At 67.9% G+C, this 14,153-nt stretch carries 10 protein-coding genes; 3 read left to right on the forward strand and 7 right to left on the reverse strand.

Annotated elements, in window-relative coordinates; genetic code table 11:
• Positions 1-11: 11 nt before the first annotated feature.
• Positions 12-3,425 carry an amidohydrolase family protein gene (locus tag AC1ROD_RS04380; RefSeq protein ID WP_492947031.1) on the forward strand — a complete coding sequence of 1,138 codons (3,414 nt, stop codon included), beginning with the start codon at positions 12-14 and terminating at the stop codon, positions 3,423-3,425.
• Here the strand turns inward: AC1ROD_RS04380 and AC1ROD_RS04385 are convergent.
• The 6 genes from AC1ROD_RS04385 to AC1ROD_RS04410 all read right to left on the reverse strand — a co-directional run bounded on the left by AC1ROD_RS04385 (position 3,422) and on the right by AC1ROD_RS04410 (position 7,649).
• Positions 3,422-3,880 carry a GNAT family N-acetyltransferase gene (locus AC1ROD_RS04385; protein WP_492947032.1) on the reverse strand — a complete coding sequence of 153 codons (459 nt, stop codon included), beginning with the start codon at positions 3,878-3,880 and terminating at the stop codon, positions 3,422-3,424. The genes AC1ROD_RS04380 and AC1ROD_RS04385 overlap by 4 nt on opposite strands.
• Positions 3,881-3,888: 8 nt before the next feature.
• Positions 3,889-4,947: a pyrimidine utilization protein A gene (gene rutA, locus AC1ROD_RS04390; RefSeq protein WP_492947033.1), complete on the reverse strand. Its 1,059-nt coding sequence runs from the start codon at positions 4,945-4,947 to the stop codon at positions 3,889-3,891.
• Positions 4,948-4,958: 11 nt separating this feature from the next.
• Positions 4,959-5,768, reverse strand: a complete 810-nt coding sequence (rutD, locus tag AC1ROD_RS04395; protein WP_492947034.1) for a pyrimidine utilization protein D — start codon at positions 5,766-5,768, stop codon at positions 4,959-4,961.
• A complete protein-coding gene (rutC, locus tag AC1ROD_RS04400; RefSeq protein ID WP_492947035.1) occupies positions 5,765-6,154 on the reverse strand; it encodes a pyrimidine utilization protein C in 390 nt (129 codons plus the stop codon). Before rutC ends, rutD begins: the two co-directional genes overlap by 4 nt.
• A gap of 3 nt (positions 6,155-6,157) precedes the next feature.
• Positions 6,158-6,865, reverse strand: coding sequence for a pyrimidine utilization protein B (gene rutB / locus AC1ROD_RS04405; RefSeq protein WP_492947036.1), 708 nt, complete (start codon positions 6,863-6,865; stop codon positions 6,158-6,160).
• A 73-nt stretch (positions 6,866-6,938) separates the two neighbouring features.
• Positions 6,939-7,649 (reverse strand): FadR/GntR family transcriptional regulator, encoded by a 711-nt coding sequence (locus AC1ROD_RS04410; protein WP_492947037.1) that lies wholly within the window; start codon positions 7,647-7,649, stop codon positions 6,939-6,941.
• 190 nt (positions 7,650-7,839) lie between these two features.
• Between AC1ROD_RS04410 and AC1ROD_RS04415 the strand changes: the two genes are divergently transcribed.
• On the forward strand, positions 7,840-8,757 hold the full coding sequence (locus tag AC1ROD_RS04415; protein ID WP_492947038.1) for an ROK family protein: 918 nt from the start codon (positions 7,840-7,842) through the stop codon (positions 8,755-8,757).
• A 63-nt stretch (positions 8,758-8,820) separates the two neighbouring features.
• Here AC1ROD_RS04415 and AC1ROD_RS04420 read toward each other — a convergent pair whose 3' ends face one another.
• On the reverse strand, positions 8,821-11,247 hold the full coding sequence (locus AC1ROD_RS04420) for a membrane-bound PQQ-dependent dehydrogenase, glucose/quinate/shikimate family (RefSeq protein ID WP_492947039.1): 2,427 nt from the start codon (positions 11,245-11,247) through the stop codon (positions 8,821-8,823).
• Positions 11,248-11,454: 207 nt separating this feature from the next.
• Here AC1ROD_RS04420 and AC1ROD_RS04425 point away from each other — a divergent pair, with 207 nt between their 5' ends.
• Positions 11,455-14,007, forward strand: a complete 2,553-nt coding sequence (locus AC1ROD_RS04425; RefSeq protein ID WP_492947040.1) for an ATP-binding protein — start codon at positions 11,455-11,457, stop codon at positions 14,005-14,007.
• The last annotated feature ends 146 nt before the right edge of the window (positions 14,008-14,153 follow it).

Raw genomic sequence — 14,153 nt, forward strand, 5'->3', positions numbered from 1 at the left:
AGCGGATGTGGTTGACGACGGCTGCCGTCGCGGTGCTGGCGATGCAGGGGCCGATGCAGGCTCTGGCCCAGACGCAGAGCCCTCCGCCCACGCCGACCCCCACCCCCGCACCGGCCCCGCAGGATGCTCCGCCCGCGCCGACGCCGGACCAGCCCGCGCCGGCCCCGGTGCTGGAGACGGCGACGCCCGCCGCCACCGCCACGCCCGCCCCCGCCACGGCTGCAGCCGAGAAGCCCAAGTGGGACGTCAACAACCCGCCCGGGCCGTCGCATGAGGTGAACATCAACGTCACCCAGGGCACCTGGATGTCGTTGGACGTCAGCCCGGACGGCCAGACCATCGTCTTCGACATGCTGGGCGATATCTACACCATGCCCATCGGCGGCGGTGAGGCGAAGGCCATCGCCTCCGGCGTCGCCTGGGAGATGCAGCCGAAATTCTCGCCCGACGGGACCCGCATCGCCTTCACCTCGGACCGGGGCGGCGGCGACAACATCTGGACCATGGCCGTGGACGGCTCGGACCTGCAGCAGGTGTCGAAGGAGAGCTTCCGTCTGGTGACCCAGCCGGAGTGGACGCCGGACGGTCAGTTCATCGTCGGCCGCAAACACTTCACCTCCAGCCGTTCGCTCGGCGCAGGCGAAATGTGGATGTGGCATCGCTCGGGCGGCGGCGGGGTGCAACTGACCACCCGCCGGACCCAGCAGAAGGACACGGGCGAGCCCGCCTTCTCGCCGGACGGCCGCTATCTCTACTTCTCGGACGACACGACCCCGGGCGGTCAATTCGAATACTCCAAGGACGTCAACACCCAGATCTACGCCATCCAGCGGCTGGACCGGCAGACGGGCGAGACCGAGGAGTTCCTGTCCGGTCCCGGCGGGTCGATCCGCCCCACGCCCTCGCCGGACGGCAAGTCGATCGCCTTCATCCGCCGCGTCCGCTACCAGTCGACCCTCTATGTCATGGACATCGAGAGCGGCCGCGAGACGCCGATCTACGGCCATCTGGACCGCGACCTGCAGGAGACCTGGGCGATCCACGGCGTCTATCCGGCGATGAGCTGGACGCCGGACGGCAAGGCGATCGTCTTCTGGGCCGGCGGCACCTTCCACAAGATCGACGTGGCCTCGCAAGCCGTAACCGACATCCCCTTCCATGTGTCCGACACCCGCCGGGTCGAGCCCGCGGTGCGCACCACGGTCGAGGTCGCGCCCGACACCTTCCAGACGAAGATGATCCGCTGGGCCCACGCCTCGCCGGACGGGACGAAGGTGGTGTTCGAGTCGCTCGGCAACATCTGGATCCGCGACCTCCCCACCGGGACCGCGCGCCGTCTGACGTCGCAGAGCGATCATTTCGAGCTCTATCCGTCCTGGTCCCGCGACGGCCGGTCGATCGTCTATACGACCTGGTCGGACAAGGACCTGGGCACGGTGCGGGTGATCCCGGCCTCGGGCGGGACGGGCCGCGTGGTGACGCAGCATCCGGGCCACTTCATCGAGCCGAGCTTCTCGCCGGACGGCAGGACCATCGCCTATCGCGCCGTAACCGACGGCTTCCTGACAACCGGCCTGTGGGGCCGCAATCCGGGCATCTATCGCGTGCCGACGGCGGGCGGAGAGTCCACTCTGGTCACCGAGGACGGCTCCTCGCCGCAGTGGGGGGCCTCCAACGACCGCATCTTCTTCCTGGGCCGTCAGGACGGCAATTCGGCGCTCAAGTCGGTGGATCTGGGCGGGCATGAGCCGCGCACCCACCTGACCTCGCAATGGGCCTCGGACTTCGAGATCTCGCCGGACGAGCACTGGGTCGCCTGGACCGAGCGCTTCAACGCCTATGTCGCCCCCTTCGTCGCCACCGGCCGCCCGGTCGAGATGGGCGCCAAGGGCGACGCCCTGCCGCAGACCCGCGTGACCCGCGACGCCGGAAACTGGCTGACCTGGTCGGGCGACTCGTCGCGGCTGAGCTGGGCCATCGGGCCGGAGTTCTTCACCCGCACCCTGCAGGACAGCTTCAAATTCGAGGACGGCGCCCCTGCCGAACTGCCCAAGCCCGCAGAGCACGGCATCAACCTCGGCTTCACGGCCACGGCCGACAAGCCGACCGGCCGTCTGGTCCTGACCGGCGCCCGCATCATCACCATGAACGGCGACCAGGTGATCGAGGACGGCGTCATCGTCGTCAACGAGAACCGGATCGAGGCCATCGGGTCACGCGGTTCGGTCACCGTGCCCGCCGATGCGACGGTCATGGACATGACCGGCAAGACCATCACCCCCGGCCTGATCGACGCACACTGGCACGGCTCGATGGCGGCGGACGGCATCATCCCGCAGCAGAGCCGCATCGACTATGCGTCCCTGGCCTTCGGGGTGACCACGATCCACGACCCGTCGAACGATTCCAGCGAGATCTTCGCCCACTCCGAACTGGCCCGCGCCGGCCGGGTGGTCGGGCCGCGCATCTATTCGACCGGCACGATCCTGTACGGCGCCCAGACGCCGTTCACGGCCCAGATCGACAGCCTCGACGACGCCCTGTCGGCGCTGCGCCGGACCCAGGCCCTGGGGGCGATCAGCGTCAAGAGCTACAACCAGCCGCGCCGCGACCAGCGCCAGCAGATCATCGAGGCCGCGCGCCAGCTGGACATGAACGTCGTCCCCGAGGGCGGGTCGCTGTACCAGCACAATATGTCGATGATCGTCGACGGCCATACGACCATCGAACACTCGATCCCGCTGGCCCATCTGTATGACGACGTGCGCCAGCTGTGGAGCCAGACGGACGTGGCCTATACCCCGACCCTGATCGTGGCCTATGGCGGCGCCTTCGGCGAAAATTACTGGTACCAGGAAAGCCCGGTCTGGAACGATCCGCTGCTGCAGCAGTATGTCCCGCGCCGGGTGCTGGACGCTCGCGCCCGCCGGCCCACGACCCAGCCGATGGAGGAGTGGAACCACATCGCCATCTCCACCCAGGCCAAGGCTCTCTCAGACCTCGGCGTCAACGTCGAGACCGGCGCCCACGGCCAGCGCGAGGCCCTGGGCGAACACTGGGAAATCTGGATGATGGCCCAGGGCGGGATGACGCCGATGCAGGCCCTGCGCACCGGCACCCTGAACGGGGCGAAGGCTCTGGGCATGGACAAGGACATCGGCTCGCTGGAGGTCGGCAAGCTGGCCGACATGGTGGTGATGAACACCAACCCGCTGGACAACATCCGCAACACCCGCGACATCGCCTACACGGTCGCCAACGGCCGGGTCTATGACAGCCATATGGACGAGGTGGGCCGCCGCAACCGTCCGCGTCAGCCCTTCTGGTTCGCCTCGTCGGACGGGGAGGCGGGACCCGCGGGCGTCGCCGTCGCGACCGGCCACGGCCATGGCTCGGGCGAGAATGACGGATCCGACGCGGACTAAAGCGTCAGGTGCAGGAACTGGTTGAAGGCGCTGCGCTCGTAGTCGCTGAAGGCCTCGCCGTCGACGAAGCCGCGTCGGCGGTAGAGGGCGAGCGCCGGGTCGAAGGCCTCGCCTGAGCCGGTCTCCAGCGACAGTCGGGCATAGCCGCGCGCCTTCGCCTCGCCAATGACGTGCTCCAGCAGGGCGGCGGCGACGCCGCTGCGCAGATGGTCGGGGTGGGTGCGCATGGACTTCAGTTCGCCGACGCCGTCGGGCAGGGCCTTCAGCGCGCCGATGCCGGCGATGCTGTCGCCCCGCCAGACGGACCAGACGGTGACGTCGGGCCGCTGCAGCCCGGTCAGGTCCAGCGCGCGGACGTGATCGGGCGGCGAGTTGGCGTGCATCCCCGCAAGGTGCAGGGCCAGCAGGGCGCGGGTGGGCGCGCCGGACAGGTCGTCGATGCGGATGTCCAGCACGGCAGGCTCTACTTCCGGCATTCCATCAGCGGCTGGATCTTCGTGCCGAAGTCCTCGATGCCCTGTTCGAAGTCGTCGAAGGTGAGGAGGACGCCGCCCGTTCCGGGGACTTCCGACATCTCGTCCAGCATCTTCGCGACGCTGGCGTAGGAGCCGACGAGAGTCCCCATGTTGATGTTGACCGCGCCTTCGGGGGCGGCGAGCTGGATGACGTTGGTGGTGGCGTTGACCTTGTCGGCGGCGCCCTGGTCCTTGAGCCAGCTGATGGCGTCGACGTCGACGCCGTCGTTATAGGACTTCCACTTGGCCTGGGCTTCCTCGTCGGTGTCGGCGGCGATGATCATGACCAGGACGAACATCTTCACGTCGCGGCCGGTCCTGGCGGTCGCCTCGGCCAGACGCTCGTTGTTGAAGGCGAAGGCCTTGGGCGTGTTCACCCCCTTGCCGAGGCAGAAGGCGTAGTCGGCCCATTTGGCCGAGAAGGCGAGGCCCTCGTCCGAGGAGCCGGCGCAGATGATCTTCATGTCACCGGTCGGCTGGGGCCGGACGAGACAGTCGTCCATGGTGTAGTAGTCGCCCTTGAGGTCCGACCGGCCGGTCTCCCAAAGCTCGCGCAGGATCTGGGCGTATTCGTCGAGCATCTTGTAACGGTTGCGGAAGTGGTCCTCGCCCGGCCACAGGCCCATCTGGGAATATTCCGGCTTCTGCCAGCCGGTGATCAGGTTCAGGCCGAAGCGGCCGTGGCTGATACTGTCGATCGTGTTGCACATCCGCGCGGCGAAGGCGGGCGGGATGATCAGGGTCGGGCAGGTGGCGTAGATCTTGATCTTCTCGGTCACCGCCGCGAGGCCGGACATCAGGGTGAAGCTCTCCAGCCCGTATTCCCAGAACTCGGTCTTGCCGCCGAAGCCGCGCAGCTTGATCATCGACAGGAGGAAGTCGAGGCCGTGCTTCTCGGCTGCCTGGGCGATGCGCTTGTTCAGATCGAACGAGGGCATGTACTGCGGCGCGTTCTCCGAAATCAGCCAGCCGTTGTTGTTGATCGGGATGAAGACGCCGACTTCCATGGGGATGATCCTTATCGGGTTGGCAGCTCGCCGGAGAGGAAGGCGATGACGGTGGCATTGAATGCATCTGGAAGCGTCGCCGTAAAGGCATGACCGCCCCAGGCTTCGGCTTCGTACCGCGCGTGCGGCAGGCCATCGACCAATCGCCATGACAGGCGGGGCGGAACGAGCATGTCGTCGACCGAGCAGTAGGCCAACACCGGGTGAGGGATTTCGCCCAGCCGGTCGTCGATGTCGAAGGCCAGAAGGGCGTTGATACGGGCCAGCATGACGTCGGTGCGCGGGAAGTGGGCCACGTGATGCGGCTCCTGTTCCTTCAGCAGGGCGTCGTTCTCGCTGATCCAGTCGGGCGGATAGAGGAACAGGCTCTGGGCCTCGACATAGGCCTGGGGCCCGAAGGCCTCCAGCAGTCGGGTGCGGGCGGAGAAACAGCGGGCGACATGCGGATCGGGGCGAGACCAGCCGTTGACGACGACCAGTCTGTCTAGCCGGTCGGGATGGTCGAGCGCGAGCTGCAGGCCCGCGTTGCCGCCCGCCGCATGGCCGACGAGGTGGGCCTTGTCCGTGCCTGTGGCGTCGAGGACGGCGACGATGTCCTTGGCCATCGCGGCGACGGTGTGATCGGGCTTGAGGGAGCGGTCGCTGCGGCCCGTGCCGCGATGGTCGTAGAGGATGACGCGGAAGCGCTCGGTCAGGGCCTGCATCTGCGGCGCCCAGAAGGCGGCCGAACCGCCCAGGCCGGCGGACAGGACGACGCTGGCGGCGTCTTCAGGGCCGTCGTGGATTTCGAACCAGAGACCGTCGGCGACGCCTTCGGTCACGTCTTGCCGATGTGGGCGATGGTGGCGATCTCGACGAGGAAGTCGGGGCGGACGAGGCCGCACTGGATGCAGAAGCGGGCCGGCTTGTCGCCCGGGAAATACTCCGCATAGACCTTGTTGAGGGCGGCGTAGTCGGCCCAGTCCTTGAGGAAGATGTGGTTCATGGTCACGTCGTCCATGGTCCCGCCGGCGGTCTCGATCACCGACTTGATGGTCTCCAGCACGATGCGGGTCTGGCCCTCGGCGTCGCCCACGCAGGCGACGTTGTTGTCCTTGTCGAAGGCGAGCGTCCCCGAGACATAGACCACGCCGTCGGCGAGGGTACCGGGCGAGAAGGGGGCGATCGGGGTGACGGTCCCGGGCGGGGTGATGACGGTCTTGGGCATGGTTCAGGCCTCCTGTTCAGTAGTGGGCGCGATCTGGCCAACGACGCCCTTGAAGTCGGCGACGCTGGAGACCCAGCCGAAGAATTTCTCGATGTTGTAAAGCGCCGCCTGCTGGACGAACTCGGGCCCGGCCTGATGGGTGGCGTCTTCCAGAACCACGCCGAAATATTCGAGGAAGAAGCCGTCGCGCAGGGTCGACTCGACGCAGACGTTGGTGGCGATGCCGACGAAGACGAGGTTGCGGATGCCGCGCGAGCGCAGGACGCTGTCAAGCTGGGAGTTGAAGAAGCCGGAGTAGCGGGTCTTGTGCAGCTGGATGTCGCCCGGCTGCGGCTTCAACTCATCGACCAGCTCATAGTCCCAGGTCCCGCGCGCCAGCAGCGTCCCCTCCAGCTCGGGCCGGGCGCGCATGGTCTTGAGCGCATTGGACTTGTGCCAGTTGGGCGAGCCGGGGCCGCCCGCCTCGACATAGTCGGAGTCCCAGCCGTTCTGGAAATAGACGACCTGAACACCAGCCGAGCGCGCCGTCTCCAGTACACCCTTGATGTTCTGGATCACCGCCTTGGCGCCCGAGATGTCGAAGCCCGCGAGATCCAGATAGCCGCCCGGCGAGGCATAGGCGTTCTGCATGTCGATGACGATGACGGCGGTCGAAGCCGGATCGATCTCCAGCGGTTCGGGGCGGGCGGGCAGGGTGACTTTGGCAGCCATGGGGAGAAGGCGTCCGCGTTACGGGAAACACCTACCCTCTCGCGGCCTGAGCCCGGCGCCAAGCCCCGATGCGTCAGATCGGATCGTCGAGCAGCAGGCGGGCGGCGACGGTGGCGTCGAAATGGCTGTCCATCGCGGTGCGGGCGGCCTCGGGATCGCCCCTGGTGATGGCCTCGGCGATATCCAGATGGCGATCAAGGATGGCGCGATGCTGGGCGTCGGTGCGCAGCAGGCCCCAGGCGGCCGACACCGAGGATTCCAGCAGGGGCTCCAGCGAGGCGATGATCTGGGCCATGAGCAAATTGCGGCCGGCATCGGCGATGGCCTTGTGGAGCTGGATGTCGAGGCTCATCAACTCGGGTGATTCCCGCTCGGCGGCGGACATGGCATGGGCCAGTTCGCGGATCCGGGCGGCCTCGGCGTCGGTGCGGCGCACGGCGGCCAGGGCGACGGTCTCCGCTTCGAGGCAGCGGCGCGTCTCCCAGATCTGGCGCATCGAGATCTGTTCGGTGCGGACGGCGTGATCCAGCGAGATCGACAGCACCGAGCCGTTCAGGGCGCTGACCCGGGGACGGCGGCCGTTGGCGGTCTCGACGATGTTCAGGGCGGCCAGGGCGCCGAAGGCCTCGCGCACCACCGGGCGGCTGACGCCCAGCACCTCGACGAAGCTGGTCTCGGACGGCAACTGGTCGCCGACGCGCAGGCGCTCGCGCGAGATATGCTCGACGACGCGGCGCATCACGAACTGGACGCGGGTTTCGTCGGGGGGAGTGTCGGTGGTCATCGAGCTCGGTTCACGGGACCCATTGAGGTCCTCAGGCAGGAAAATGGCGGGATTTCTGAAGTCTAGCACACCGGAACCCGAAATGGCTCAGCTTGGCGGCGCGACACATTCAACCCTCGTAACATCCGATGGGGTGACGCAGGGCGCGACGCACGGTCTAGAAGGGCGGACCGCTCATTGGAGGCGCCGCATGGCCGAACTCACCGACACCGCAGCCGCCGCCCCTCTGATCGCCGGTGTCGAACTGGGCGGGACCAAGATCGTCTGCCTGTTGGCCTCGGGCCCCGATGACATCCGAGACGAGGTCCGCCTGCCGACCACGACGCCGGAGGAGGCGCTGGGTGAGGTCGCGGCGGTGCTGAAACGCTGGAAGGCGGAGCACGGATTCGAGGCTCTGGGCATCGGCAGCTTCGGGCCGCTGGAGCTGGACGACCGGGCGGCGAACTGGGGCTCCATCGTCTTCACCCCCAAGCCCGGCTGGTCGGACGCCGACCTGACGGTGCTGGGCCGCGATCTGGGCGTGCCCATGGCCATCGACACCGACGTCAACGGCGCGGCCTTCGCGGAGGGGCTGTGGGGCGCGGCGCAGGGACTTCGGTCGTTCTCCTACATCACCGTGGGCACGGGGATCGGGGTGGGCGTCGTGATCAACGGCCAGTCGGTCAGCGGTCTGGGCCACACCGAGGCGGGCCATCTGCGCGTCGGTCGGATCGCGGGAGATACATGGCCCGGCAGTTGTCCTTATCACGGCGACTGCGTCGAGGGTCTGGCGGCGGGGCCAGCCCTGCTGGCGCGCACCGGCAAGCGCGGCGAGACCCTGTCGGCGGATGATCCGGTCTGGGAGATGGTGGTTCAGGCCCTGGCGGGGCTGCTGCACAATCTGGTGCTGACGACCGCGCCCGAGCGCATCCTGATCGGCGGCGGCATCTTCGGCGGCAACGACCATCTGTTCCCGCGCCTGCGCGGAGCCCTGATCGAGAGCCTGGCCGGCTATGCGACCGCCGGGCGGATTGCGGCGATGATTGACGACTATGTCGTGCCGCCGGGGCTGGGCGGGATGGCCGGGCCGCTTGGGGCGATCGTGCTGGGCCAGAAGGCGCTGCGCTAGACAGCGAAACGGCCGCCCGGGGTGTCCCGGACGGCCGCTCTGCCTTCTTCGATGTTTCCTAGCCTAGGTCGGCAGGGCGTAGGCGATCACCTCGTCGGAGATCGGGGTCTCCATGAAGTGGTGGCCTCCGGGCGCGATGACCAGATACTGGCGGCCGCCGATCTCATAGGTCATCGGGGTGGCCTGACCGCCGCCGGGCAGGACGTCGGACCAGACCGTCTTGCCGGTGTTGATGTCGATGGCCCGGATCAGGCCGTCGGTGGCGGCGGCGACGAAGATCAGATTGCCCGCCGTGACGACAGCGCCGCCGTTGTTGGGCGTCCCGATATTGATCGGCAGGCCCGAAGGGATGCCGAACGGACCGTTGTTCCGGGCCGTGCCCAGGGGGCGGTCCCAGATCTGGCGGCCGGTCTTCAGGTCGATGGCGCGGATGCCGCCGTAGGGAGGCTCCTTGCACAGCAGGCCGGTGAAGGGCAGGCGCCAGCCGGCGTTGACGGAGATGGCGTAGGGCACGCCGGTCTGCGGATCGCCGGCGCCTTCAGGCCCGCCCTTGCGGGCGTTGGGCTGGCCACGCGGGACCCAGCCGCGCTTGTCGGCCTCTGCCCGGGGAACGAGCGTATTGTAGTTGGGCATGTCGTTGTAGTTGGCGACGATCACGCCCCGGTTCGGGTCGATGGCGATGCCGCCCCAGTCCGAACCGCCGTTGTAGCCGGGGTATTCGATATAGTGCTGGCCGGCCGTCGGCGGGGTGTAGAAGCCCGCATAGCTGGCCTGACGGAACTGGATCCGGCAGACCATCTGGTCGATCGGCGACATGCCCCACATCGACTTCTCGGTCAGGTCGTTCTGGCGGCGCAGGGTGTGGAACAGGGAGTGGGGCTGGGTCTTCGTGCGCATGGCCGGCTCCTGACCGCCCTGCGGGACGGGCAGTTCGGCGACCTGGGTCAGGGGCTGGCCGGTCTCGCGGTTCAGGACATAGATGTCGCCCTGTTTGGACGGCAGGACCACGGCCGGAACGGCGCCCGCGGCGGTGGGGAAGTCGACCAGGGTCGCCTGTGAGCCCAGGTCATAGTCCCAGACGTCGTGGTGGACCGTCTGGAAATTCCAGCGCGGCTTGCCCGTCGTGACGTCCAGCGCCACCAGCGAGGTCGCATAGTCGAGCTGCGGCCCGGTGCGGTCAGAAGACCAGTAGTCGGCGGCGGTCGAACCGAGCGGCAGATAGACCAGGCCCAGACGCTCGTCGCCCGAGGCGGTGGTCCACATGTTGGGCGTGCCCAGCGTATAGATCTGGCCCGCCGGCGGGGTGGTGTTGATGTCAGGGCGCATCATGTCCCAGGCCCAGCGCAGCTGGCCGGTGACGGCGTCGAAGCCCTTGATCACGCCCGAGGGCGCCTGACGGTATTGGCCGTCCAGGATCTGGTGGCCGGTCACCACCACGCCGCGAACGATGGTCGGGGCCGAGGTGATGGAGACCATGCCCGGGATCAGCGGGCCCATGTTGGCGGCGGTGTCGACCTGACCGTTCTGGCCGAAGCCGGCGCAGCGCTGGCCGGTGCGGGAATCGACCGCGATCAGCCGGGCGTCGAGCGTGCCCCAGATGATGCGGGTGGCGCACGGGGTGTTCGCCGTGACGGCGGGCACGACGTAGTAGCTCACCCCGCGGCAGGCGGCGGTGTAGGGGATGTTGTCGTCCGAGACCTGCGGGTCATGACGCCAGATCGTCTTGCCGGTGCCCGCGTCGACGGCGAGGACGATGCCCTTGCCGGAGCAGATATAGAGGGCGTTGCCGACCTTCAGCGGGGTGTTTTCGGAGGCGTATTTGTTCTGCGCGCCGGGGCGGTCGCCGGGCAGGTCGCCGGTGTGGATGTTCCACGCGCGCTGCAGCTTGCCGACGTTGCCGGTGTTGATCTGGGTCAGGGGCGAATAGCGCTGGGCGTGGTAGGTGCCGCCATAGGCGGGCCAGTCGGCGCCGACCGGGATGGCGTCCGGATCGCTCGAGGTCGAGGGCTGGGCCGCGGGCAGGGGCATGTCGACCTTGGGCGCATTGGCCTGGGCGACGCCGAAGCCGGCGATCAGGGCGACGACGACGAAGCCGATCCCGCCGCCGAGGGCCCATTTGCGACCGTCGCGGCCGGGGTTGAGCACTGGAAGCGAGGCGATGACGAGCGCCAGAAGCACGGCCGGGGCGATGACGCGGGGCACCAGCCCCCAGCCGTCCAGACCCACCTCCCACAATGCCCAGAGCACCGTCAGGACGAAGACGCTGAAGTAGATCCAGGCCCCGACCAGTTTGAGCCGGAACATCATCACGCCCGAGGCGATCAGGCCCAGACCGGCGAGCAGATAGTAGAAGGAGCCGCCCAGCGTCAGCAGCCAGGCGCCGCCGATGGTCAGGGTCGCCCCGATGAGGACGAAGACGACCGAGAGGATGCGGACGAGTATGGCTCCCGCCCCCCCTCCGCCGGATGCTGCGAGGGACGGTCTGGCCATGTCGGTTTCCTTCTCGGGGTGCGTCAATTTGTCATGACAAACACGCCTGTCAGTCAGGTCGTTCCCTCACGAACCGTAACAGCCACGGTTTTTTATGTGTCACACTGTGTCGGCTGGCCGACATTGGAAGATCGGGGATTTGCGAAATGCGGCGCTAAGCCTTGCTCAAGGTTCTTGTGCGAGGAGTGAGGATCACCCGGATTTCGTATGTTCCGTTTTGTAAAGTTCCTCATCGCGGCGTGCTTCGCGATCACCCTCGGGGCGGAGGCCGCGTCAGCGCAGGCCTCGACGCCGCCGCGCAGCCCCACAGCCCTGATCGCGACCGTCGAACGACGCGCCGGCGCGACCGACTTCCGCGCCCTGGATCGCTTCGGCGAGACGGCCGTGGCCCGGGGCGACCGGGAAGGCCTGAACCGGCTCTATCATGTGGCCTGGATCTATCTGAACCAGGGCGAGTTCGAGCACGCCAAGCAGTGGAACGACCGGCTGGAGGCCGCCGCGCGGCGCCAGAACGACGGCCGCTATACGATGATCGCCTATCTGAACAATCTGGCGATCCGCTACGACAATGGCGAAGTCGGCGCCGCCGACCAGATGCGATATCTGGCGGACACCCAGGCCGACTGGTTCACCCGCGTCCATGCGACACGGCTGTACGCCCTGTCCCTGATGGACAACGACCGGATCGGCGACGGGCTGAAGATGCTGGCCGAGATCGACACCACCATCCCCGAACACGACCCCTATGCGGCGACGGCCCATGCCGGGGTCTGGGAAGTCGCGGGCATCGGTCTGATGAAGCTGAACGACTTCGAGGGCAGCGCCACCGCCTTCGGCAAGTTCGAGCTCGATTTCGCCAATCCGGCCTATCCGCGTCCGGACTTCGACAGCCTGTACAACCTGGCCCGCCTGGCGGTGCAGGTCGGGGATCAGCCTTTGGCCGACCGCCTGGCCGCCGCCCACCACCGCCTGGCCGCCCGCACCGGCCTGCAGAGCCTGCTGGTCTATGACGCCAGCCTGTGCGCGGCCGTGGCCCAGGCCCGCAACGCGCCGCGGGACGTGCTGAAATGCATCGCGCCCTACGGCCGCAAGCTGGGGCCGGCGGCCTTCCTCGCCGGGCGGTTGCTGCCCATGCGCGCCATCGCCAACGCCCAGCTCGGCCATGTCGCCGAGGCCCGGGCCGACCTGGCCGAAATCCGCCGCCGCGAGGCCGTCGGCGCCTTCCGCGAGGACGGCGCGTCGGAAATCCCGCACGTCGAGGCCGAGCTGCTGTTCGCCGAGGGACGTCCGGAAGAGGCCTACCGCAAGCTGCGCGCCTATGACCACGCCGCCGAGATCCAGGCCAACCGCCGCTTCAGCGCCGGCATTCGCCAGGTCACCGGCGACATGCAGGACAAGCTGGACCGTCGCCGCCAGCAGCTGGAGACCGAACGCGCCAACACGGGCCTGCAGAAGGATGTGATCCGCTCGCAGAACTGGATCGTCGGCATCGCCGTCGTCTTCTTCCTGTCGGCCGTCGCTGCGGCCCTGTGGCAGTTCCGCCTGTCGAAACACCTGCGCGTCGCCCGTAAGCGGGCCGAGGCCGCCAACCTGTCCAAGTCCGAGTTCCTGGCCAATATGAGCCATGAGATCCGCACGCCGCTGAACGGTATCGTGGCCATGGCCGACACCCTGGCCCGGGCCGGGATGAAGCCGCGCGAGCATGAGATGGTCGAGGTCATCCGCGCGTCCGGCGTGACCCTGGAACGTCTGCTGTCCGACATCCTCGACAGCGCCCGGATCGAGTCGGGCAATGTCACCATCGAGACCGCGCCCTTCCATCTGGGCGAGGCCGCCCGGGGCGTGGGCATGCTGTGGACCCAGACGGCCGAGGAAAAGGGCGTGGCGCTGGAGGTCTCGATCGACCCGGCTCTCGAGCATGTGGTCAGCGGCGACCCGGTGCGGTTCCGCCAGATACTCACCAATCTGATTTCCAACGCCCTCAAGTTCACCGACAAGGGTTCGGTGCGCGTGACCGGCGAAATGACGCCCGAAGGTCTGGCGCGGTTCACCGTCACCGATACAGGCGTGGGTTTCGACGACGCCGAGAAGGAACGCATCTTCGGCCGCTTCCAGCAGGCCGACGGCTCGATCACCCGGCGCTTCGGCGGCACGGGCCTGGGTCTGGCGATCTCGAAGGACCTGTCCGAGCTGATGGGCGGGACCCTGGATTGCCGCAGCCGCCCCGGCGAGGGCGCGACCTTCTGGTTCGACCTGCCGCTGCCGCCCTGTGAAGCCGCGGCCCCGGTCGATGTCACGGTCGCCTCTAACGATGAGGACGGCTGGACCGACGCCGGCGGGACCCTGCGCATCCTGCTGGCCGACGACCATCCGGCCAACCGCAAGGTGGTGGAGATCATGCTGGCCGAAAGCGCGGTCGAACTGGTCCCGGTCGAGAACGGTCAGGAGGCGCTGGACGCCTATGCCGCCAGCCTCGACGACGGGCCCCGCTTCGATCTGATCCTGATGGACATGCAGATGCCGGTGATGGACGGCCTGACCGCCACCGCCGCGATCCGGGCGCTGGAAGCCGAAAAGGCCGCCATCCGCACGCCGATCATCATGCTGACCGCCAACGCCCTGGCCGAGCATGTCGCGGCGGGCAAGGCCGCGGGCGCTGACGGCCATCTGGCCAAGCCCATCACCCTGACCACCCTGTTCGCCGCCATCGAAACGACCCTCGCGGGCGTCGAGGCGAAGGAAGAGCTGGAAGCGGCTTAACTTTCCTCACCACGCGAAGCGTGGGGAGGGGGACCGCCCGCGTCTTCGCGGGTGGTTGAGGGGGCTCTTCGCAGAGCCTCATCCCCGCAGCCGTCAGTAAATCAAAGCAAGAAAGAACCCCCTCCGTCACGATGCCAAGGGGCGTC

This window comes from Brevundimonas sp. GW821-FHT12E07, from assembly GCF_058807035.1.

Excerpts from the sequence above, each read along its gene's own strand:
- rutA (WP_492947033.1), bottom strand. The coding sequence starts at position 4,947 with ATGGAAGTCGGCGTCTTCATCCCGATCAACAACAACGGCTGGCTGATT.
- AC1ROD_RS04410 (WP_492947037.1), bottom strand. The coding sequence starts at position 7,649 with ATGACCACCGACACTCCCCCCGACGAAACCCGCGTCCAGTTCGTGATG.
- AC1ROD_RS04415 (WP_492947038.1), top strand. The coding sequence starts at position 7,840 with ATGGCCGAACTCACCGACACCGCAGCCGCCGCCCCTCTGATCGCCGGT.
- rutC (WP_492947035.1), bottom strand. The coding sequence starts at position 6,154 with ATGCCCAAGACCGTCATCACCCCGCCCGGGACCGTCACCCCGATCGCC.
- AC1ROD_RS04425 (WP_492947040.1), top strand. The coding sequence starts at position 11,455 with ATGTTCCGTTTTGTAAAGTTCCTCATCGCGGCGTGCTTCGCGATCACC.
- rutB (WP_492947036.1), bottom strand. The coding sequence starts at position 6,865 with ATGGCTGCCAAAGTCACCCTGCCCGCCCGCCCCGAACCGCTGGAGATC.
- AC1ROD_RS04420 (WP_492947039.1), bottom strand. The coding sequence starts at position 11,247 with ATGGCCAGACCGTCCCTCGCAGCATCCGGCGGAGGGGGGGCGGGAGCC.